Annotated in this window: 30 protein-coding genes; 5 read left to right on the top strand and 25 right to left on the bottom strand. The window is 61.0% G+C overall.

The window, feature by feature from the left end:
* Positions 1-100 precede the first annotated feature (100 nt).
* Positions 101-415 (top strand): DUF1883 domain-containing protein, encoded by a 315-nt coding sequence (locus ACSQ8R_RS05975; protein WP_436255388.1) that lies wholly within the window; start codon positions 101-103, stop codon positions 413-415.
* A gap of 16 nt (positions 416-431) precedes the next feature.
* Here the strand turns inward: ACSQ8R_RS05975 and ACSQ8R_RS05970 are convergent, their stop codons facing one another.
* Positions 432-1,748: a replication-associated recombination protein A gene (locus tag ACSQ8R_RS05970; protein WP_436252510.1), complete on the bottom strand. Its 1,317-nt coding sequence runs from the start codon at positions 1,746-1,748 to the stop codon at positions 432-434.
* Positions 1,745-3,145 carry a DegQ family serine endoprotease gene (locus tag ACSQ8R_RS05965; protein WP_436255387.1) on the bottom strand — a complete coding sequence of 467 codons (1,401 nt, stop codon included), beginning with the start codon at positions 3,143-3,145 and terminating at the stop codon, positions 1,745-1,747. Before ACSQ8R_RS05965 ends, ACSQ8R_RS05970 begins: the two co-directional genes overlap by 4 nt.
* A 137-nt stretch (positions 3,146-3,282) precedes the next feature.
* Here ACSQ8R_RS05965 and ACSQ8R_RS05960 point away from each other — a divergent pair, with 137 nt between their 5' ends.
* Complete coding sequence (locus ACSQ8R_RS05960; protein ID WP_436252509.1) at positions 3,283-3,663, top strand: YkvA family protein; 381 nt, start codon at positions 3,283-3,285, stop codon at positions 3,661-3,663.
* Between the two features lie 37 nt (positions 3,664-3,700).
* Complete coding sequence (locus ACSQ8R_RS05955) at positions 3,701-4,063, top strand: lysozyme inhibitor LprI family protein (protein WP_436252508.1); 363 nt, start codon at positions 3,701-3,703, stop codon at positions 4,061-4,063.
* A 114-nt stretch (positions 4,064-4,177) separates the two neighbouring features.
* Here the strand turns inward: ACSQ8R_RS05955 and ACSQ8R_RS05950 are convergent, their stop codons facing one another.
* The 3 genes from ACSQ8R_RS05950 to ACSQ8R_RS05940 all read right to left on the bottom strand — a co-directional run bounded on the left by ACSQ8R_RS05950 (position 4,178) and on the right by ACSQ8R_RS05940 (position 6,905).
* Positions 4,178-4,396, bottom strand: coding sequence for a type II toxin-antitoxin system PrlF family antitoxin (locus ACSQ8R_RS05950; RefSeq protein ID WP_436252507.1), 219 nt, complete (start codon positions 4,394-4,396; stop codon positions 4,178-4,180).
* A 97-nt stretch (positions 4,397-4,493) separates the two neighbouring features.
* Positions 4,494-6,329, bottom strand: a complete 1,836-nt coding sequence (ilvD, locus tag ACSQ8R_RS05945; RefSeq protein ID WP_436252506.1) for a dihydroxy-acid dehydratase — start codon at positions 6,327-6,329, stop codon at positions 4,494-4,496.
* A gap of 165 nt (positions 6,330-6,494) precedes the next feature.
* Positions 6,495-6,905, bottom strand: coding sequence for a DUF4112 domain-containing protein (locus ACSQ8R_RS05940; protein WP_436252505.1), 411 nt, complete (start codon positions 6,903-6,905; stop codon positions 6,495-6,497).
* A gap of 209 nt (positions 6,906-7,114) precedes the next feature.
* On the opposite strand from ACSQ8R_RS05940, the gene msrP reads away from it, so the two are divergent.
* Positions 7,115-8,059, top strand: coding sequence for a protein-methionine-sulfoxide reductase catalytic subunit MsrP (gene msrP / locus ACSQ8R_RS05935; protein ID WP_436252504.1), 945 nt, complete (start codon positions 7,115-7,117; stop codon positions 8,057-8,059).
* The gene (gene msrQ, locus ACSQ8R_RS05930; RefSeq protein ID WP_436252503.1) at positions 8,059-8,724 is read left to right on the top strand and encodes a protein-methionine-sulfoxide reductase heme-binding subunit MsrQ; all 666 of its coding nucleotides are present in this window, start codon (positions 8,059-8,061) and stop codon (positions 8,722-8,724) included. Before msrP ends, msrQ begins: the two co-directional genes overlap by 1 nt.
* Before the next feature lie 104 nt (positions 8,725-8,828).
* Here the strand turns inward: msrQ and ACSQ8R_RS05925 are convergent, their stop codons facing one another.
* The 20 genes from ACSQ8R_RS05925 to rplP all read right to left on the bottom strand — a co-directional run bounded on the left by ACSQ8R_RS05925 (position 8,829) and on the right by rplP (position 20,245).
* On the bottom strand, positions 8,829-9,410 hold the full coding sequence (locus tag ACSQ8R_RS05925; RefSeq protein WP_436252502.1) for a DoxX family protein: 582 nt from the start codon (positions 9,408-9,410) through the stop codon (positions 8,829-8,831).
* 173 nt (positions 9,411-9,583) lie between these two features.
* A complete protein-coding gene (gene rplQ / locus ACSQ8R_RS05920; protein ID WP_007766870.1) occupies positions 9,584-10,009 on the bottom strand; it encodes a 50S ribosomal protein L17 in 426 nt (141 codons plus the stop codon).
* A gap of 135 nt (positions 10,010-10,144) precedes the next feature.
* Positions 10,145-11,155: a DNA-directed RNA polymerase subunit alpha gene (locus ACSQ8R_RS05915; RefSeq protein ID WP_007766867.1), complete on the bottom strand. Its 1,011-nt coding sequence runs from the start codon at positions 11,153-11,155 to the stop codon at positions 10,145-10,147.
* Between the two features lie 198 nt (positions 11,156-11,353).
* Positions 11,354-11,743 carry a 30S ribosomal protein S11 gene (gene rpsK / locus ACSQ8R_RS05910; RefSeq protein ID WP_007766864.1) on the bottom strand — a complete coding sequence of 130 codons (390 nt, stop codon included), beginning with the start codon at positions 11,741-11,743 and terminating at the stop codon, positions 11,354-11,356.
* A 121-nt stretch (positions 11,744-11,864) separates the two neighbouring features.
* Positions 11,865-12,233 carry a 30S ribosomal protein S13 gene (gene rpsM / locus ACSQ8R_RS05905; protein ID WP_037084707.1) on the bottom strand — a complete coding sequence of 123 codons (369 nt, stop codon included), beginning with the start codon at positions 12,231-12,233 and terminating at the stop codon, positions 11,865-11,867.
* A gap of 293 nt (positions 12,234-12,526) precedes the next feature.
* Entirely contained in the window at positions 12,527-13,177 is a 651-nt protein-coding gene (locus ACSQ8R_RS05900) for an adenylate kinase (protein WP_436252501.1), read from the bottom strand.
* Positions 13,174-14,514, bottom strand: coding sequence for a preprotein translocase subunit SecY (gene secY, locus ACSQ8R_RS05895; RefSeq protein WP_436252500.1), 1,341 nt, complete (start codon positions 14,512-14,514; stop codon positions 13,174-13,176). Before secY ends, ACSQ8R_RS05900 begins: the two co-directional genes overlap by 4 nt.
* Before the next feature lie 239 nt (positions 14,515-14,753).
* Positions 14,754-15,233, bottom strand: coding sequence for a 50S ribosomal protein L15 (rplO, locus tag ACSQ8R_RS05890; RefSeq protein WP_436252499.1), 480 nt, complete (start codon positions 15,231-15,233; stop codon positions 14,754-14,756).
* 16 nt (positions 15,234-15,249) lie between these two features.
* A complete protein-coding gene (rpmD, locus tag ACSQ8R_RS05885) occupies positions 15,250-15,462 on the bottom strand; it encodes a 50S ribosomal protein L30 (protein ID WP_037084714.1) in 213 nt (70 codons plus the stop codon).
* An 11-nt stretch (positions 15,463-15,473) separates the two neighbouring features.
* Positions 15,474-16,043 carry a 30S ribosomal protein S5 gene (rpsE, locus tag ACSQ8R_RS05880; protein WP_037084719.1) on the bottom strand — a complete coding sequence of 190 codons (570 nt, stop codon included), beginning with the start codon at positions 16,041-16,043 and terminating at the stop codon, positions 15,474-15,476.
* A 150-nt stretch (positions 16,044-16,193) separates the two neighbouring features.
* Positions 16,194-16,556 carry a 50S ribosomal protein L18 gene (gene rplR, locus ACSQ8R_RS05875; RefSeq protein WP_037084721.1) on the bottom strand — a complete coding sequence of 121 codons (363 nt, stop codon included), beginning with the start codon at positions 16,554-16,556 and terminating at the stop codon, positions 16,194-16,196.
* Positions 16,557-16,568: 12 nt separating this feature from the next.
* Positions 16,569-17,102 (bottom strand): 50S ribosomal protein L6, encoded by a 534-nt coding sequence (gene rplF, locus ACSQ8R_RS05870; protein WP_436252498.1) that lies wholly within the window; start codon positions 17,100-17,102, stop codon positions 16,569-16,571.
* A 43-nt stretch (positions 17,103-17,145) separates the two neighbouring features.
* Positions 17,146-17,544: a 30S ribosomal protein S8 gene (rpsH, locus tag ACSQ8R_RS05865; RefSeq protein WP_436252497.1), complete on the bottom strand. Its 399-nt coding sequence runs from the start codon at positions 17,542-17,544 to the stop codon at positions 17,146-17,148.
* Between the two features lie 12 nt (positions 17,545-17,556).
* The gene (rpsN, locus tag ACSQ8R_RS05860; RefSeq protein WP_007770129.1) at positions 17,557-17,862 is read right to left on the bottom strand and encodes a 30S ribosomal protein S14; all 306 of its coding nucleotides are present in this window, start codon (positions 17,860-17,862) and stop codon (positions 17,557-17,559) included.
* Positions 17,863-17,895: 33 nt separating this feature from the next.
* Positions 17,896-18,453: a 50S ribosomal protein L5 gene (rplE, locus tag ACSQ8R_RS05855; RefSeq protein ID WP_345922119.1), complete on the bottom strand. Its 558-nt coding sequence runs from the start codon at positions 18,451-18,453 to the stop codon at positions 17,896-17,898.
* Complete coding sequence (gene rplX, locus ACSQ8R_RS05850) at positions 18,446-18,754, bottom strand: 50S ribosomal protein L24 (protein WP_046635342.1); 309 nt, start codon at positions 18,752-18,754, stop codon at positions 18,446-18,448. Before rplX ends, rplE begins: the two co-directional genes overlap by 8 nt.
* Positions 18,755-18,766: 12 nt before the next feature.
* Positions 18,767-19,135: a 50S ribosomal protein L14 gene (gene rplN, locus ACSQ8R_RS05845; RefSeq protein ID WP_007770138.1), complete on the bottom strand. Its 369-nt coding sequence runs from the start codon at positions 19,133-19,135 to the stop codon at positions 18,767-18,769.
* A 235-nt stretch (positions 19,136-19,370) separates the two neighbouring features.
* Positions 19,371-19,607 carry a 30S ribosomal protein S17 gene (gene rpsQ, locus ACSQ8R_RS05840; protein WP_007770140.1) on the bottom strand — a complete coding sequence of 79 codons (237 nt, stop codon included), beginning with the start codon at positions 19,605-19,607 and terminating at the stop codon, positions 19,371-19,373.
* Positions 19,608-19,618: 11 nt separating this feature from the next.
* Positions 19,619-19,819, bottom strand: a complete 201-nt coding sequence (gene rpmC, locus ACSQ8R_RS05835) for a 50S ribosomal protein L29 (protein WP_007770142.1) — start codon at positions 19,817-19,819, stop codon at positions 19,619-19,621.
* Positions 19,820-19,831: 12 nt separating this feature from the next.
* Positions 19,832-20,245 (bottom strand): 50S ribosomal protein L16, encoded by a 414-nt coding sequence (rplP, locus tag ACSQ8R_RS05830; protein ID WP_007770145.1) that lies wholly within the window; start codon positions 20,243-20,245, stop codon positions 19,832-19,834.
* Between the last annotated feature and the right edge of the window lie 5 nt (positions 20,246-20,250).

Genomic DNA, 20,250 nt, shown 5'->3' with positions numbered 1-20,250 from the left:
TCAGAGAACTAAACACATAGGTAGCCGCAAAGTTCCACCATTCGTTAACGACACATCGTTAAGATTGATGAACTTCTATGTTGGCATCAACGAGGCAGGAATGGCCGGTCCGAATTTCCGCTTTACCCACTACGATCTGAAACCGCAGCGCGCGGGGACGACGATCGAGGTGACGTTGAATGCGGTGAATAACGTCCGCCTGATGAACGCCGCCAACTTCCAGCGTTTCACGGAACTGCTCGACTTCAAATATGTCGGCGGCGTCGCCAAGCGGTCCCCTATCCGTCTGGTGATCCCGGAGGCTGGCCACTGGCATGTCATCGTCGACATGGAAGGCCATCACGGGCTGGCGGAATCCTCCGTCAGGCTGATCGGGGCACCGGCCAACGTCGTGGCCCAGAAACAGGCCTCCTGATCGTCTCAGGAGAGGCTCACTTCGTGTTTCGTTCCTTGCGAAGCTTGGCCCACCAGTCGAGCCGCTTGCGGATGTCGCGCTCGAAGCCACGCTCCGGCGGGTCGTAGAACGTCTGCCGGCCCATTTTCTCCGGAAAATAATCCTGACCTGAAAAAGCATCCGGCTCGTCGTGGTCGTAGCGATAACCGTCGCCATACCCCTCGCCCTTCATCAGCTTGGTCGGGGCATTGAGAATGTGCTTGGGCGGCAGCAGCGAGCCGTTTTCCTTGGCGGCCCGGGTGGCGGCCTTGAAGGCGGTATAGACCGCGTTGGATTTCGGCGCGGTCGCCAGATAGACGCAGGCCTGCGCAAAAGCCAGTTCGCCTTCCGGTGAACCGAGATAGTCATAGGCGTCCTTGGCGGCATTGCAGACGACCAGCGCCTGCGGATCGGCAAGGCCGATATCCTCGACCGCCATGCGCACCAGCCGGCGGCCGAGATAAAGCGGATCCTCGCCGGCGTCGAACATGCGGGCCAGATAATAGAGCGCAGCATCCGGATCGGAACCGCGCACCGACTTGTGGAGCGCCGAGATCAGATTGTAGTGGCCGTCCTGCGCCTTGTCGTAGACCGGCGCGCGGCGCTGGACGATCTGGGTGAGGCCCGTCGTATCGAAGACCTCCCCTTCCCGCGCGGCGCGCCAGACTTCTTCGGCAAGCGTCAGCACGGCGCGGCCATCGCCATCGGCCATGCGGATGAGGCTGGCGCGTGCATCCTCGTCGAGCGGCAGCGGCTTGTCTTCGGCCTGTTCGGCGCGGGTGAGAAGCTCGCTCAGGCTTTCCTCGTCGTGGCTGCGGAACGTCAGCACCCGGGCCCGTGACAGAAGAGCGGCGTTGAGTTCGAAACTCGGGTTCTCGGTCGTCGCACCGACGAGGATGACGGTGCCGTCCTCCATAACGGGCAGGAAACTATCCTGCTGGGCGCGGTTGAAGCGATGGATTTCATCGACGAAGAGCAGCGTCTGGCGGCCGTCCATGCGGCGCAGGCGTGCGGTCTCGAAGACCTTCTTCAAGTCGGCGACGCCGGAAAAGATCGCCGATATCTGTTCGAATGCCAGCCCCGCCTCCCCGGACAGCAGCCGCGCCACCGTGGTCTTGCCGGTGCCGGGCGGCCCCCAGAAGATCATCGAGCCGAGCGAGCCGCTGTCGATCATGCGCCGCAGCGCACCGTCCTCTCCGGTCAGGTGCGGCTGGCCGGTGACTTCGGCGAGCGATTTCGGCCGGAGGCGGTCGGCGAGCGGCCGCCGATTGGCGACCTCTTCCGGAACCTTCGGCGCGAAGAGGTCGCCGCTCATCGGAAGAACTGCCGGATGCGCTGGCCGCCACGTTCGATCTCGACCCTCCAGAAGCCCGGATCGTCGTCGAGCATGGTTTCCATGCCCTTGGTGCTGGTGACGGCGGTGCCGTTCAGGGAGATCAGGATGTCCTTGGGCTCGAAACCGAGGCGGGCCGCGGGGGAGTTGCGCGTCACGTCGGTCACAACCACGCCGGTCTTTTCAGCCGGGATGCGCAGTTCGGTCGCGAGCTTCGGCGACAGGTTGGCAACGCGAAGGCCGGCAAACGGATTGCGTCCCTCGATCAACCGCTCGTCGCGCGGCGTGGTTTCCGGGGCGGTGTTGAGCGCGAGGTTCACCTGCCGCTGGCCGTCGGCTGTCTGGACGGTCAGCACCGCCTGCCTGCCGAGACCGGCGGTTGTCAGCCGGTAACCCAGCGCATCGGGATGCTCGACCGAAATGCCGTTGACGGCTGTCACCACTTCACCGGGCTTGAGGCCGGCCTTGTCCGCCGGTCCGCCCTCGACGACGCGTGTCACCAGCGCGCCGCGGGCGGTCTTGAGGCCGAGCGCTTCGGCGACATCCGAATTGACCGCGTCGAAACTCGCGCCGACGAAGGGGCGTTCGAAGCTGGTCTTGCCCTGGGAAGCGGCGGCCAGAAAGACCTTCACGAGATTGGCCGGGATCGCGAAACCGATGCCGTTCGAGCCGCCGCCGCGTGAAAAGATCGCGGTGTTGATGCCAATCAGCTCGCCGTTCATGTTCATCAGCGCGCCGCCGGAATTGCCCGGATTGATCGAGGCGTCGGTCTGGATGAAGAAGCCGAAATCGCCCGTGGTGACCTGGTTGCGGGCCAGCGCGGAGACAATGCCGCTCGTCACCGTCTGGCCGACGCCGAACGGGTTGCCTATTGCCAGCACGAGATCACCGACTTCGACGCGATCGGAATCGGCGACCGGCAGGGCTGGGAAATGTTCCTTCGACTTGATCTTGAGCACCGCGAGATCGACGCTTTCGTCCTTAAGCACCACATCGCAGGGGAATTCGCGGCCGTCGGCGAGCGCGATCTTGATATCGTCGGCGCCTTCGATGACGTGGTTGTTGGTGACGACGAGGCCGTCTGCCGCAAGGATGACGCCGGAGCCGAGCGACGACTGCTTTTCCGAACGGTTCGGCATGCGCTGGCCGAAGAACTGCTCGAAGAAGGGGTCCCCCGCAAACGGATTGAGACGCTGCACGACCCGCTCGGCATAGACGTTGACAACGGCGCCGGCCGTCTGCTTGACCAGCGGCGAGAAGGAGAGCTGCATTTCCTGGCGGTTCTGCGGCACGACCTTCTCCTGGGCGAGTGCCGCCACGGGCATCAGGAGAGCAAGAGCGAGAAGGCCGGTCGACACGCGTTTCGGCATGGTCAGCATGTAAATCCTCATGTGAGAAAAATCCGGATCGATTTGTAGCGCGAGACGCTAGAAAGGAAAGGTGGCGGAACAACGGAAATTGTGGCGAAAACCGTCAAGCTTTTCACACTATATAGGGCCGATATGCGGAGAAAAACATGACCTGGTTGGCAAGTGCAAAAGGCTGGGCAAAACGGCTGAAACGCGACGTCCTGGCGTTGTGGCTCGCTGCGCGCGACCGCCGCGTCCCGTGGCATGCCAAGCTGATCGCGGGCTCAGTGGCGGCCTATGCGCTGTCGCCGATCGACCTCATCCCCGATTTTGTGCCCATACTCGGTTATCTCGACGACCTGCTGATCGTGCCGCTCGGCATCATGCTCGCCTTAAGGTTCGTCCCGGAGCCGTTGATGATCGAGTTCCGCAGCAAGGCCGAACGCTGGGCGGAACGCCCTACCAGCCGTACCGGTTTCGCCTTCATCATTGCCGTCTGGCTCTGTTGTCTCGCCTTCGCGCTCTGGAGCCTCTGGGAACTGAGGTGATCTCCAGGCGTTGCGCATGGAGAACCGGAGTGCAGCCATGAGACACCTTATCCCCGCCATCGCCCTGAGCGGCCTTCTTCTCGGCCTGACGGCGACAGCCCTTCCCCGGACCGTATCGGCTGCGAGTTTCGATTGCGACCGGAGCGATCTTGCCGCCGACGAGAAGGTGATCTGCGACACACGCACGCTCAACGATGCCGATGTCAAAATGGTCACCACCTTCGACATCCTCACCAGCCTGATGGCGATGGGAAACCGCGGCAAGCTGCAGGACGAACAGAGCGCCTGGCTGAAGAGGCGGCAGGCTTGCGGCGAGGATGTCGAATGCCTCCGGGCGGCCTATGGCGAGCGATTGAAGCAGCTCGACGAGGCTTACAAGAATTTGAACCGGCCGCTGTGAGCGGGCCTACATCTCAGCGCGCGGCGTTATGATAAGATTTCCGCGATGCGGCGAATGACCAGCTGCCTGATCTCATCGGGCAGCTTGCCGATCGGCTCGACATTGTCGCCCTGCTCAAAGATCGGCATAGGCCTTCCGATCAGCATCGCTGTCCCACTCATCGAACGTCGCAAACGGATCGTCGACCGGCTGGGGGGCACGAGTGATCAACACGCGGCCATCCGGCTCGAATGTGTAGACAAGCCCATCACCTTCCCGGAGCTGGAGGGCTGCGCGAACAGGCTGCGGAATGGTCGTTTGCGATTTGCTGGTGAGCCGGCTGGTAATCATCATCGCCTCCTTCAACTTATTGCAAGGAAATTCCTTACCGAGACAAGGAGCATGACGCCGGACGTTTCCGGCCGTCTTGACAACGGCCGGGTCGCTATTCTTACTCCGGCAGGATCCGCACGGCGCCCTTGTCGGCACTCGCGGCAAACGCTGCGTAGGCCTTGAGCGCCGTCGTGACGTTGCGCTTGCGGGGATGCGAGGGCTTCCAGCCCAAGGCGTCCTGCTCTTTGCGGCGCTCGGCGAGTTCGGCTTCCGAGACCGCCAGGTTGATCGTGCGGTTCGGGATATCGATCTCGATCTTGTCCCCTTCCCGCACTAGGCCGATCGTGCCGCCGTTTGCCGCTTCCGGAGAAGCGTGGCCGATCGACAGGCCCGAGGTGCCGCCGGAGAAGCGGCCGTCGGTGATGAGGGCACAGGCCTTTCCGAGGCCCTTCGATTTCAGGTAGCTGGTCGGGTAGAGCATTTCCTGCATGCCCGGGCCGCCTTTCGGGCCTTCGTAGATGATGACCACGACGTCGCCCGCGACGATCTCGTTGGCGAGGATCGCCTTGACGGCGGCATCCTGGCTTTCGAACACACGCGCCGGGCCGGTGAACTTCAGGATCGAGTCATCGACGCCGGCCGTCTTAACGATGCAGCCGTCGATGGCGATATTGCCCTTGAGGACTGCCAAGCCGCCGTCCTTCGAGAACGGATGTTCGACGGAGCGGATGACGCCCGCCTCGCGGTCGGTATCGAGATCGTCCCAGCGGGCGTCCTGGCTGAAGGCGACCTGGGTCGGGATGCCGCCCGGGGCGGCGCGGAAGAAGTTGCGCACGGTTTCGCTGTTGGTGCGGGTGATGTCCCAGCGGTCGATGGCATCACCCAGCGTTTCGGCATGGACGGTGTAGCAATCGCGGTTGAGCAGCCCGCCCTTGTCCAGTTCGCCGAGGATCGACATGATGCCGCCGGCGCGGTGGACATCTTCCATATGCACGTCGGCCTTGGCCGGCGCGACCTTGGAAAGGCACGGCACCTTGCGCGACAGCTGGTCGATATCGTCGAGGGTGAAATCGACCTCGCCTTCATAGGCGGCGGCGAGGATATGCAGAACGGTATTGGTGGAGCCGCCCATGGCGATGTCGAGCGCCATGGCGTTTTCGAAGGCCTGTTTGGTGGCAATCGAACGCGGCAGGACCGAAAAGTCCTCCTGTTCGTAATGGCGGCGGGCGAGATCGACGATCAGGTGGCCGGCCTCGACGAACAGGCGCTTGCGGTCGGCATGGGTTGCGAGCGTCGAGCCGTTGCCGGGCAGCGACAGGCCAAGCGCCTCGGTCAGGCAGTTCATGGAATTGGCGGTGAACATGCCCGAGCACGAACCGCAGGTCGGACAGGCCGAACGCTCGATGACCTTGACGTCCTCGTCGCTCATCTTGTCGTCGGCGGCGGCGACCATGGCGTCGATCAGGTCGAGCGAATGGGTCTTGCCCTTCAGCACGACCTTGCCGGCCTCCATCGGGCCGCCCGAAACGAACACGGCCGGGATGTTGAGGCGCATTGCTGCGTTGAGCATGCCGGGGGTGATCTTGTCGCAATTCGAGATGCAGACCATGGCGTCGGCGCAATGGGCGTTGACCATGTATTCGACCGAGTCGGCGATGATTTCGCGCGACGGCAGCGAATAGAGCATGCCGTCATGGCCCATGGCGATGCCGTCGTCGACGGCGATCGTGTTGAATTCCTTGGCGACACCGCCGGCCGCCTCGATTTCGCGGGCGACGAGCTGGCCGAGGTCCTTGAGGTGCACGTGGCCGGGCACGAACTGGGTGAAGGAATTGACCACCGCGATGATCGGCTTGCCGAAATCGCTGTCCTTCATGCCGGTGGCGCGCCAAAGCCCGCGCGCGCCTGCCATGTTGCGGCCATGGGTCGTGGTTCTCGAGCGGTAAGCTGGCATGGTGTTGTCCTCGATCTCTTGTTCGGGCCGGCACAGTCTACCGCTTTCCGGAGACGCGCGCAAAAGCCCGTGGTTTTGCGGCTTTCCTAGCGCAAAGCGCCCGGAGTGTCACTATCACGACAGGCCAAAGCGGTACGGTTGGACCTGAGCGTCGATCCGGCGCCCTCACCTCTCCCGCAGCTCGTCCGGATGGATACCGAAGTGGTCGAGGATCATCTGAACGTTGCGGCGGTGCGACTTGAAGAAGAGGTCGAAGACATCGCCCGCCAGCGGCACGCTGCCGAGCACGGAGTCGGCTGCGACGAACCCGAGCATCCGGGTGAGCTTTGCGGGCGGCAGGCCGAGCTTGCGGGCTTCGTTGACGATATAAAGGCCGACCAGCGCACCGCCTGCATCGCCTACGAGCGGGATCAGGCCGAAGACGGAGTCGGCGCCGAAACGGATGCGGGTGCCCGGAATCCCGATCGCCGTATCCATCAGCCGCGCAATGCCCGAAAGACGGCGCAGGCGCCGCAATCTCTCGGCGCGATCGGCAAAGGTTTCGTTGCTTCCGGCATCCCATGTGCGTGCCGTCATCTGTTATCTCCTCTTGTCGGGCGAACGGCCCTGCGATGAGAACTGTAGAACTCGAAATGGGGTTCCATCGATGCCATTTCCATCTGCAAGCCTCCGGTTTTTCACGCAAACGTGGTTCGAACCAATCTTCGCGCCGCTGTGAAACCTTTCGGTTCCGCGTTACGTATAGGAGCAAGAAGGCACCCGTTGCCGCAGAGGAGATTTTCGACATGCCCGCCTATCGTCCGCCGCATCTTCCGGCTTCCGAAATCACCCCCCGCGATATCTACATGTCGCGGCGGAATTTTATGGGCGCTGCGGCCGTCGCCGGGCTTGCCTTTGCGGGTGCCGACAGCGCTTTTGCCGCACCGCTGACGGCCAACCCCAGCGCCTACAAAGTGGACGAGAAGCTGACCCCGAAAGAAGCGGTCACCACCTACAACAATTTCTACGAATTCGGCGTCAACAAGGACGATCCCGCCGCCAATTCCGGTGACTTCAAGCCGACTCCCTGGTCGGTCAAGGTGGACGGCATGGTCGGCAAGCCGAAGGAATTCGGGCTTGAGGAACTGATGAAGATCAACCTCGAGGAGCGTACCTACCGGATGCGCTGTGTCGAAGGCTGGTCGATGGTGATCCCTTGGATCGGTTTCCCGCTGTCGGCTCTTCTGGATCAGGTGGACGTGCTCGGCAGCGCCAAATACGTGTCGTTCGAAACCGTGGTGCGGCCGGAGGAAATGCCGGGCCAGAAGGGTTTTTTCCAACCGCTGCCCTGGCCCTATATCGAGGGCCTTCGCCTCGACGAGGCGCGCCATCCCCTGGCGATCCTCGCGGTCGGCCTTTACGGGGAGACGTTGCCGAACCCGAACGGCGCGCCGATCCGGCTCGTCGTGCCGTGGAAATACGGCTTCAAGAGCATCAAGTCGATCGTCAGGATTTCGCTGGTCGAGAAGCAGCCGGAAACCACCTGGAAGAACGCCAACGCCCGCGAATACGGTTTCTACTCCAACGTCAATCCGGCGGTCGATCATCCGCGCTGGAGCCAGGCGACGGAACAGAGGATCGGCGAAGGCGGCTTCTTCGGCGCCAACCGCCGGCCGACGCTTCCCTTCAACGGTTATGCCGACCAGGTGGCAAGCCTCTATGACGGGCTCGACCTGAAAGCGAATTACTGATGGTCTCCATCCCCGCCCTGCCCCGCCGCTACCACAAGGCAAGCGTCTGGGCGCTCTACGTGATCGGGCTCGTTCCGGCCGTCTGGTATTTCTATCTCGGGCTGACGGGCGGGCTGGGCTTCAATCCGGTCAAGGAGTTCGAGCATCAGCTCGGCATCTGGGCGCTGCGGTTCATCATCGCGACGCTCGCGATCACGCCGTTGCGCGATCTCGCGGGGATCAACTGGGTACGCTATCGAAGGGCGCTCGGGCTGATCGCCTTCTACTACGTGCTCCTCCATTTTTCGGTCTATCTGTCGCTCGACCTGCGCTTCGATTTCGGGGCGGTGGGCGGCGATATTGCCAAGCGACCCTATATCACGATCGGTTTTGCCTGCCTCCTGCTGTTGATCCCGCTTGCGGTGACCTCCAACAACTGGTCGATCCGCAAGCTCGCCCAGGGTTGGAACAGACTGCACAGGTTGATCTATCTGATCGCCGCCGGCGGAGCGCTCCACTACGTGCTGGCGGTCAAATCGGTGACTCTGGTGCCGTTCATGCATATCGCGCTGATCGCGCTCTTCCTCGCCTATCGGGCTGTCAGGCGACCGGTCATGAACTGGAAACGGGGCCAAGGCAAACCGGGCAAGCCTGCAGCTTCCCAAAGGGCAAGGCAGAACGGTTGACGCCAAAAGCGGACTGGGCCGCCGCGATCCGCATGCATGCCTCAACGCAAAGAGCCGGATGCGTCGATCCGGCTCTTTTCATGGTCGGCAACCTTTCGGGCCACTCAGAAGTGCTTGCGGAAGAGCAGCTTGTCGAGCGACAGGTAACCTCCGCCGAAGGCGGCGTAGAGGAAGGCGCCTCCGGTCCAGAACAGCGATGCCAGTTCGGCCTTGCCCTGAACCTGTTCGAGGAAGACATGCCCGCCATCCTTCAGCCGCACCAAGGCCTGCGGCGTGAACAGCTGCTGGCCGCCGGCTCTCAGCGCCTCGATGCCGGCAGGCGTCAGGAAGGCTTCGCCATAGGGGTGCGTGACGTGGAACCAGAGCGTGATGGCCAGCATGACGCCATTGGCGAGCGCTATCGGCCGGGTGAACAGACCGGCGGCGATGAACATGCCGCCGAAGAACTGCAGGGCGGCCAGGAAGGGCGACCAGAACCAGCCGGGATACATACCGAGATTTTCGACGAAGCCGACCTGCGCGAACGGTGCGATGATCTTCGGCCATCCTTCGATCACCAGCATGCCGCCGACCGCCAGCCGGAATATGCTCCAGGCCATCGGCTGCGCCAGCTTTTCATAGACGGGAGCCAGGGCGGGAATGACGAGTTCGTCTTTCGCATTATCAAAAACTACATGTTCAACCATTTTTCGTACCTCACGATCTTATCTCAATGCCGAGACCTTATCGCTTTGGCAGGGGAAGCTCTTGACGCAGGTCAAGCCGGCGAACGATCGCTGATATCACATCGCGGGTGACCGCAAACGCGAAAAAGCCGGGCGTTTCCACCCGGCTTTCTTGCTTCCGACGATGCGGAAAATTATGCGGCTTCGGCAGCGTCTGCTTCAGCGGCAACGCGAGCCTTGTCGGCTGCGCCCTTGGCATCGACATCGCGTTCAACGAACTCGATGACGGCCATGGCAGCGTTGTCGCCCTGGCGGAAACCGGCCTTCATGATACGCAGGTAACCGCCGTTGCGGGTTGCGTAACGCGAAGCGATGGCGTCGAACAGCTTCTTGACGGCGTCCTGGTCCTGGATCTGCGAGATCGCCTGACGACGAGCGTGCAGGTCGCCGCGCTTGCCCAGCGTGACGAGCTTTTCAACGATCGGACGGATTTCCTTCGCCTTCGGAAGGGTCGTGACGATCTGCTCATGGGTGATGAGCGAAGCCGCCATGTTGGCGAACATCGCCTTGCGGTGGCTGGCGGTACGATTGAGCTTGCGGCCGGCTACTCCGTGGCGCATGGCTATTCTCCTTTAATGCAGGGACCCATCTATTCTCGGGCCTGCCGTTTCCTGGCACATACGGGCACTCATATCTTTCGATCGGAGGCCCGCTGTTTGACGGGGAAAGGCAGTCAAAACCTGCCTTTGTTGATTTCAGTACTGGTCTTCGTAACGCTTGGCGAGATCTTCGATGTTTTCCGGCGGCCAGGCAGGAACTTCCATACCCAGATGGAGGCCCATGGATGCCAGAACTTCCTTGATCTCGTTCAGCGACTTGCGACCAAAGTTCGGAGTGCGGAGCATCTCGGCTTCGGTCTTCTGGATGAGGTCGCCGATGTAAACGATGTTGTCGTTCTTCAGGCAGTTGGCCGAACGGACAGACAGTTCCAGTTCGTCCACCTTCTTGAGAAGCGCCGGGTTGAACGCGAGTTCGGTAACCGACTCCTCTTCGACGTCCTTCTGCGGTTCGTCGAAGTTGACGAAGACCGAGAGCTGGTCCTGAAGAATGCGAGCGGCGAAGGCTACGGCGTCTTCACCCGTGACCGAGCCATCGGTTTCGATGGTCATGGTCAGCTTGTCGTAGTCGAGAACCTGGCCTTCGCGGGTGTTTTCCACCTTGTAGGACACTTTCTTGACCGGCGAATAGAGGCTGTCGACCGGGATGAGGCCGATCGGAGCGTCTTCGGCACGGTTACGATCGGCCGGGACGTAACCCTTGCCGTTGTTGACCGTGAATTCCATGCGGATCTCGGCACCCTCGTCGAGCGTGCAGATGACATGGTGCGGGTTGAGGATCTCGATATCGCCAACCGTCTGGATGTCGCCGGCGGTTACCGAGCCCGGGCCCTGCTTGCGCACGACCATGCGCTTTGCGTCATCGCCATCCATCTTGATGGCGATTTCCTTGATGTTGAGCACGATGTCCGTCACGTCTTCCCGGACGCCCGGGATGGAGGAGAACTCATGCAATACGCCGTCGATCTGCACGGCGGTCACAGCCGCACCGCGCAGAGACGACAGAAGCACGCGGCGAAGCGCGTTGCCGAGCGTCAGGCCGAAGCCGCGCTCGAGGGGTTCGGCAACTAGGGTTACCTTGGTACGGCCGGAGGAGGAAAATTCCACCTTGTTCGGCTTGATCAGTTCCTGCCAGTTCTTCTGAATCATCACTTGATACCTTCCGTTCGTTGCCACCATCCAATCGTGGCAACCGAGCATGAGGAGCACCGATCGGAACCATGTCCATCGGCGATATGGGTAAAGCCGCCGAACCTCCAGGGAGGGTCAGGCGGCTATTCCCGAGTTCAGGCAGAGGCCGCCCCGGTTCTCAACATGAGATTCGGCAGCCCCTTCGATTTCCGACGATCAGACGCGGCGCTTCTTGCGCGGGCGGCAGCCGTTGTGCGGGATCGGGGTCACGTCGCGGATCGAGGTGATCATGAAGCCGGCAGCCTGCAGAGCGCGCAGAGCCGATTCACGGCCGGAACCCGGGCCGCAGACTTCGACTTCCAGCGACTTCATGCCATGCTCCTGAGCCTTCTTGGCGCAGTCTTCGGCAGCGATCTGAGCAGCGAACGGGGTCGACTTGCGGGAACCCTTGAAGCCCTTCGCACCAGCGGACGACCAGGCAATCGCATTGCCCTGCGCGTCGGTGATGGTGATCATCGTGTTGTTGAAGGTAGAATTGACGTGGGCAACGCCCGACGTGATGTTTTTACGCTCGCGTCTACGGACGCGGGTGGCTTCCTTGGCCATTTTATCCCTTTCGTTGATCTCTGCACCGCCGTAATTCCAGCGGCTCCACCTTCAGGCGAGCAATCAATAACTGTTGGCGAGCGGGACTAATCACCGCTCACCAACACTGCTCACCCGAAAATTACTTCTTCTTACCGGCGATCGCCTTTGCCGGACCCTTGCGGGTGCGGGCATTGGTGTGCGTGCGCTGACCGCGGACCGGGAGGCCACGGCGATGACGCAGGCCGCGGTAGCAGCCGAGGTCCATCAGACGCTTGATGTTCATCGCGGTTTCGCGACGAAGGTCACCTTCGACCTGATAGTCGCGGTCGATGGTTTCGCGGATCTGCAGGATTTCCGAGTCCGTCAGCTGATGGACGCGCTTTTCAGCCGGAAGACCGACCTTCTCCATGATTTCCGATGCGAATTTCGGGCCGATCCCGTGAATGTAGGTCAGCGCGATGACAACGCGCTTCGCAGTCGGGATGTTGACGCCAGCGATACGTGCCACGCCTATTCTCCTTGTTCCAGTTGCCATCCGGCAAGTGGTACTTCTTCCATGAAAGCGGCCAGATGGGCCACCAGTTCAAACACCATACGGAACAGGCCAAAACGACCAGTCCCGGATGTCCTTGCGGGAAATCCGCGCCGATCGCTTAAAGCTGTCGCGAGTTGGCGCGGTGTTTAACGGAATCAGCGCTCAAAAGCAACCGTTCCGCCCAAGATTCTTTAACAGATCGATGACGGCTCTGCTTTGTGCATGTCTTTCTCCCAAAACCGGTATCCACTTTTGGGAGACATGCATCAGAGAGCCGCCAGGATATTTTCGATATCGGCCGTGACCTTGTCCATGTCCGCCATGCCATCGACAGCCTTGAGCTTGCCCTTGGCGTGGTAATAACCGATCAGCGGCGAGGTTTCCTTGTAGTAGACCTCGAGGCGCTTGGTCATGGTCTCGGCGTTGTCGTCGGGACGGCGCTTGAAATGCGTAGAACCACACTTGTCGCAGATGCCCTCCTGAGACGGCTTCTTGTCCGTGTCGTGATAGGTCGTGCCGCAGTTCGCGCAGGAATAACGGCCAGAGACGCGACGCACCAGTTCCTTGTCATCGACACGCAGTTCGATGACGACGGAAAGATCGAGGCCCTTCGCCTTGAGCATCGCCTCGGTCGCATCCGCCTGCACCAGGGTGCGCGGGAAACCATCGAGGATGAAGCCGTTGGCGCAATCGGGCTGGTCGATACGCTCGGAAACGATCGCATTGACGATCTCGTCGGAGACAAGGCTGCCGGCGTCCATGACGGCCTTGGCGCGCTTGCCCACTTCCGTCTCGGCGGCGACCGCTGCACGCAGCATGTCGCCAGTGGAGAGCTGCGGGATACCGTGCTTCTCCACGATCCGCTGGGCCTGGGTCCCCTTACCCGCGCCCGGCGGCCCCAAAAGAATCAATCTCATCGTCCCCTCTTTCCTCCGCGCAGTTTCGACTTCTTGATCAGGCCCTCATACTGCTGCGCAATGAGGTGCCCCTGAATCTGTGCTACCGTATCGAGGGTTACACTGACAACAATCAAAAGCGAAGTCCCACCAAGGGCTAATGGCACGCCGCTGCGGGCCACCAGGAATTCCGGCAGGATGCAGACGAAGACAAGGTAGATCGCGCCGATGACCGTGATTCGGGTCAGCACGTAATCAATGTATTCGGCCGTGCGCTCACCCGGGCGGATGCCCGGAATGAAGCCACCATGCTTCTTCAGATTGTCGGCGGTGTCCTTCGGATTGAAGACGATCGCCGTGTAGAAGAAGGCGAAGAAGGCAATCAGCAGGCCGTAGAGCAGCATGAACAGCGGCTGGCCGTGGCCGAGCGCCGAGATGATCATCGTCGCCCAGTCCGGCAGTCCCGCATTGCCGGCAAAGCCCGCGGCGGTCGCCGGCAGAAGCAGCAGCGACGAGGCGAAGATCGCCGGGATGACGCCCGAGGTGTTGAGCTTCAGCGGCAGGTGCGACGTATCGCCCTGGAACATGCGGTTGCCCACCTGGCGCTTCGGATACTGGATCAGAAGGCGGCGCTGGGCGCGCTCGACGAAAACGATCAGGGCGATGACGCCGATAGCTACCACGATAACGGTGAGAATCAGCGCGGTCGGAAGCGCGCCGGTCCGGCCAAGCTCCAACGTACCGGCCAGCGCGGTCGGCAGACCTGCGGCAATACCCGCGAAGATGATCAGCGAAATGCCGTTGCCGATGCCGCGCGAGGTGATCTGCTCGCCGAGCCACATCAGGAACATGGTGCCGCCGAGCAGCGTCACGACCGTGGAAAGCTTGAAGAACCAGCCCGGATCGACCACCAGGCCCTGGCCGCTTTCGAGGCCGGCCGCGATGCCATAGGCCTGCAGCGTGCCGAGCAGCACCGTTCCGTAGCGGGTGTACTGGTTGATGATCTTGCGGCCGGCTTCGCCTTCCTTCTTGAGGTTCTCAAGCGAGGGAACGACCGAGGTCATCAGCTGCACGATGATCGACGCTGAAATGTAGGGCATGATGCCGAGCGCGAAGATCGCCATGCGCTCCACTGCACCGCCCGAAAACATGTTGAAAAGTCCAAGGATGCCACCGGCCTGGCCGCGGAAGGCCTGCGCATAGGCTTCGGGGTTCAAGCCCGGAAGCGGTATATGGGTGCCGAGGCGATACACGAGAAGTGCCGCAAGGGTAAACCAAAGCCGCTTCTTGAGATCCTCCGCCTTGGCGAAAGTCGCAAAATTCAGATTGGAGGCAAGTTGTTCCGCTGCAGAAGCCATGCAATTCTCCGCCTGACCAATTCTCCGGCGGCGGGGAAATGCCGGGTCCGGAAAGCAGTCTAAAAATTCTGGTTCAAAAAACCGGGCGCGCGAGATTGCCTATGCAATCGGATGCCTCACCCTGTTTTCCGTATGATCCCGGTCAGGCGACCAACAGGATCGCTTCGGGATCGTGAGGCTCACATATGGAGATAAAATCGCCCGGTGTGAAGCACAAACCGGGCGATTTTCTAAACGATTTACTCGGCCGCTGCTTCGACTGCGACGAGCAGCTTGATGGAAGCGCCGGCCTTCTCGATCTTCTCGACGGCAGCCTTGGAGGCGCCGGCAACTTCGATCGAAACCTTCGTCGTCAGCTCGCCGTCGGCGAGGAGACGAACGCCGTCCTTGGGACGACGGATGACGCCGGCTGCCTTGAGGGCAGCAGCATCGATCGTTGCCTTCGGGTCGAGCTTCTTGGCATCGATCGCGGTCTGGATACGGCCGAGCGAAACAACGGCGTAGTCAGTCTTGAAGATGTTGGTGAAGCCGCGCTTCGGCAGGCGACGATAGATCGGCATCTGGCCGCCTTCGAAGCCCTTGATCGCGACGCCTGAACGGGCCTTCTGACCCTTCACGCCGCGACCACCGGTCTTGCCCTTGCCCGAACCGATACCGCGACCTACGCGGATACGGTCCTTGGAAGAGCCTTCGTTGTCCTTGATCTCATTCAGTTTCATGGTCAATTCCTCCGTCTCACTTCTCGTCGACGACGCGAACGAGATGCTGGACAGCCCGGATCATGCCACGAACGGAAGGAGTATCTTCCAACGTACGGGTCCGGTGCATCTTGTTGAGGCCGAGACCGATCAGCGTCTGACGCTGTACGGCCGGGCGGCGGATGGGGCTACCGGTCTGCTCGACCGTAACCGTCTTCTTGGCTTCTGCCTGAGTGGCTTTCTTGGCCATTATCGCTCTCCTTATTCTTCCTGCGCATTGCCGGAAGCGGCGCGGCGAGACTGCAGCGTTGCATACTTGATGCCGCGCTGAGCTGCTACGTCCTTCGGATGCACCTGATGCTTCAGGGCGTCGAACGTGGCGCGAACCATGTTGTAAGGGTTCGACGAACCGGTCGACTTGGCGACGACGTCATGGACGCCGAGCGTTTCGAATACGGCGCGCATCGGGCCGCCGGCGATGATGCCGGTACCAGCCTTGGCCGAGCGCAGCAGAACCTTGCCGGCGCCGTGACGGCCGTTGACATCGTGATGCAGCGTACGGCCATCACGCAGGGGAACGAAGATCAGATCGCGCTTTGCGCTTTCGGTCGCCTTGCGGATGGCTTCCGGCACTTCGCGTGCCTTGCCATGGCCGAAGCCGACGCGGCCCTTCTGGTCGCCGACGACGACGAGAGCTGCGAAACCAAAACGACGGCCGCCCTTGACGACCTTGGCGACGCGGTTGATCGCGACCAGCTTGTCGACGAATTCGCTATCGCGCTCTTCGCGGCTCTGGCGATCTTCTCGCTGGCCTCTTCTTTCTTGTGCCATTGTTCTTTTCCTTTTTCTTTTCCGGGTGCAATGGGCAATTTCCGGGAGCCAACCATCCCCTGCCCGTGAAGGACTAGGATGGAACGACTGATGTGCGCGGCGAACCGCATTTCGCCCGCCTCCCCTGTTCAGGGATGCGGGCGAAAATTCTTAGAAGCTCAGGCCGCCTTCGCGGGCAGCTTCAGCCAGGGCCTTGATGCGGCCGTGATAGATGAAGGCGCCGCGATCGAACACGACTTCCGTCACGCCGGCCTTGGTGGCGCGTTCCGCAACCAGCTTGCCGACAGCAGCAGCTGCCGCAACGTCAGCGCCGGTCTTCAGCGATGCGCGCAGACCAGCGTCGAGCGTGGAGGCGGCAGCAAGCGTGCGGCCGGCCACGTCGTCGATGACCTGGACATAGATGTTCTTGGACGAACGGTGAACCGACAGACGCGGACGGCCATTTGCGACCTTCTTGATCTGGCGGCGAACACGGCTCGCACGCTTGGTGAGTGCTTCTTTTCTCGTTGCCATGATCCGTCGTCCTTACTTCTTCTTGCCTTCCTTGCGGACGATCCGTTCCTCAGCGTACTTGACGCCTTTGCCCTTGTAGGGCTCTGGACCGCGGTATTCACGGATCTCCGCGGCAACCTGACCGACCTGCTGCTTATTGATGCCGGTGACGATGATTTCCGTCGGCTTCGGCACGGCAATGGTGATGCCTTCCGGGGTCTGGTAGACCACGTCGTGGGAGAAACCGAGCGCCAGCTGCAGGTTCTTGCCCTGCAAAGATGCGCGGTAACCAACGCCGTTGATTTCAAGCTTACGCTCAAAACCGTCCTTCACACCCTTGAAGATGTTTTCGATCATCGTGCGGGACATGCCCCACTTCGAACGAGCATCCTTGCTGTCGTTGACCGGGGTCACCGAGACAGCGTTGTTTTCGAGTTCCAGCTTGATTTCGTCGTTTGCGACGAAGAAAAGCTCACCCTTCGGGCCCTTGGCAGTCACTTTCTGGCCATCAATAGTGGCCGTGATCCCTGCAGGAACCTGAACGGGCTTTTTACCGATACGAGACATGTTTCAATCCTGTCTGTTCGCTATGGAGTTCCCCTACCCTGTCTTAGAAGACAGAGCAGAGAACCTCGCCACCAACGTTCTGTTCGCGAGCCTGGTGATCGGCCATCACGCCCTTCGGAGTCGAAAGGATGGTGATGCCGAGGCCGTTCGCGACCTGCGGAATGGACTTTACCGAGACATAGACCCGGCGGCCCGGCTTGGACACGCGGCCGATCTCACGGATCACCGACGCGCCTTCGTAGTACTTGAGTTCGATTTCGATCTCGGCCTTGCCGTTACCGTAGTCGATTTCCGAATAACCGCGGATATAGCCTTCAGCCTGCAGAACGTCGAGAACGCGGACACGCAGCTTGGAAGCAGGCGTGGAAACGGTCGACTTGCGGCGGGCTGCGCCGTTGCGGATACGGGTGAGCATATCGCCCAAGGGATCAGTCATGGTCATCTAACGATCTCCTTACCAGCTCGACTTGACGATGCCCGGCACCTTGCCGAGATTGCCGAGCTCACGAAGCGCGATACGCGACATCCTGAGCTTGCGATAGAAAGCGCGCGGGCGACCGGTGACTTCGCAACGGTTGCGGATACGCGTCTTCGAGCCATCGCGCGGCAGAGAAGCGAGCTTCAGGGTTGCCTTGAACCGTTCTTCGATCGAAAGTTCCTGGTTCATGATGGTCGCCTTCAGGGTCGCACGCTTGGCGGCCTGGTTGGCAACTGTCTTGCGGCGGCGCTTGTTCTTTTCAACTGCGCTGGTTTTCGCCATATGGGAGTTCCTTCTAAACGCTCGTCGTTACGGTTACTGGCGGAACGGGAAGTTGAACTCTTTCAAGAGAGCCCGTGCTTCGTCGTCCTTGGTAGCCGTCGTGCAAACGATGATGTCCATGCCCCACATCTGATCAACCTTGTCGTAGTTGATCTCTGGGAACACAATGTGCTCCTTGATGCCCATGGCGAAGTTGCCACGGCCGTCAAAGCTTTTCGGGTTCAAGCCACGAAAGTCGCGAACGCGCGGAAGCGCGATGTTGATCAGACGGTCCATGAATTCGTACATGCGGGCGCCGCGAAGCGTGACCTTTGCACCGATCGGCATGAATTCGCGAACCTTGAAGCCCGCGATGGAATTCCGTGCCTTGGTGATGATCGGCTTCTGGCCGGCAATGGCGGCCAGGTCGGCAGCAGCCACGGAAGGCTTCTTCGAGTCAGCCGTCGCTTCGCCGACACCCATGTTGATGACGATCTTGTCCAGCCTGGGGATCATCATGTCGTTGGAGTAGGAGAACTGCTCCTTCAGCGCGGCGCGGATACGGGAATTGTATTCCACCTTGAGCCGCGGCTCATACTTTGCCTCAGCCATCGATCACATCTCCCGTACGCTTGGCTACACGCACCTTCTTGCCGTCGATGACGGAGAAGCCAACGCGGGTCGGCTTGCCGTCTTTCGCGACGATCGCGATGTTCGACAGGTGAATGGACGCTTCCTTGTTGATGATGCCGGCTTCCTGCGTCTGAGACTGACGCTGGTGGCGCTTCACCATGTTGATGCCACGCACGACGGCGCGGTCTTCCTTCGGCATAACCTGAAGGACTTCGCCGGTGCGGCCCTTGTCCTTGCCGGCGAGTACGACGACGCTGTCGCCCTTCTTGATCTTGTTCATCGCATGAGCTCCTTACAGTACTTCCGGAGCCAGCGAGATGATCTTCATATGGTTCTTGGCGCGAAGTTCGCGCGGAACCGGTCCGAAGATACGGGTGCCGATCGGCTCTTTCTTGTTGTCGATGAGGACCGCTGCGTTGTTATCGAAGCGGATGACGCTGCCGTCCGGACGACGGATGTCCTTGGCGGTACGCACAACAACCGCCTTCATCACGTCACCCTTCTTGACGCGGCCGCGCGGGATGGCTTCCTTGATCGAAACGACAATGATGTCGCCGATGGAAGCGTACTTGCGCTTGGAGCCGCCCAGCACCTTGATGCACATGACACGACGTGCGCCGGAATTATCCGCCACGTCGAGGTTTGTTTGCATCTGAATCATGTCAGGTCGCCTTTTTCTAATGACCGAAACGACCGGGCGTTAGAAACGCCCCGTTTCGGCTTATGGACAGAATCTCGTTGTGCGCGGGTGGGGTCTTGCCAAGGCGGTTTCCTCAAAAGGACCTTCCCTGCGCTCAAAGCAAAAGAACGCTCGTTTCCGAGCGTCCTGCGCCAGTGGGGTGCTTCTTACAGGATTCTACGCCGGGCGCAAGGCCCAGACGTAGGTCCGAAGCAAATTAAGCCTGGGCGGAAACGACCGTCCAGGTCTTGTCCTTGGAGATCGGCGCGCATTCCTGGATGGAAACGACGTCACCTACCTTGTACTGGTTGTTCTCGTCATGCGCCTTGTACTTCTTGGAACGGCGGACCGTCTTCTGAAGCAGCGGATGCGCGAAGCGGCGCTCGACCCGGACAACAACGGTCTTTTCGTTCTTGTCGGAAACTACGACGCCCTGCAGAATGCGTTTCGGCATATTATTTTTCCTTAGGCCTTGGCTTCTGCCGCCTTCTGGCGGGCAATGGTTTTCACGCGGGCGATGTCCTTGCGAACCTCGGTGATGCGCGAGGACTTCTCGAGCTGGCCGGTTGCCTTCTGGAAGCGCAGGTTGAACTGCTCCTTCTTCAGGTCGGCGAGCTTGTCCTTGAGCTGATCGGCCGTGAGGCCGCGAACGTCTTCGGCTTTCATGTGCCTTGCTCCTTACTCTGCGATGCGCTGTACGAAGCGCGTCTTGACCGAGAGCTTGGCAGCACCGAGACGAAGCGCCTCGCGGGCGAGCTCCTCGGAAACACCGTCGATCTCGAACATCATGCGACCGGGCTTGACCTTGCAGGCCCAGTATTCGACGCCGCCCTTACCCTTACCCATGCGGACTTCGGTCGGCTTTGCGGTGACCGGAACGTCCGGGAACACACGGATCCAGACGCGGCCGGCGCGCTTCATGGCGCGCGTGATCGCGCGGCGGGCCGCTTCGATCTCGCGGGCGTTGACGCGGTTGGGTTCCTGCGACTTCAGGCCGAATTCACCGAAGGCCAGGTCGAAGCCGCCCTTGGCCACACCCTTGATGCGACCCTTGAACTGCTTGCGGTACTTGGTACGCTTTGGCTGCAACATTTTCT

The organism is Neorhizobium sp. LjRoot104 (genome assembly GCF_964253725.1).
GTDB lineage: Bacteria > Pseudomonadota > Alphaproteobacteria > Rhizobiales > Rhizobiaceae > Neorhizobium.
The sequence above is the reverse complement of the archived record's forward strand: the minus strand, read 5'-3'. Positions and strand labels throughout refer to the sequence as shown.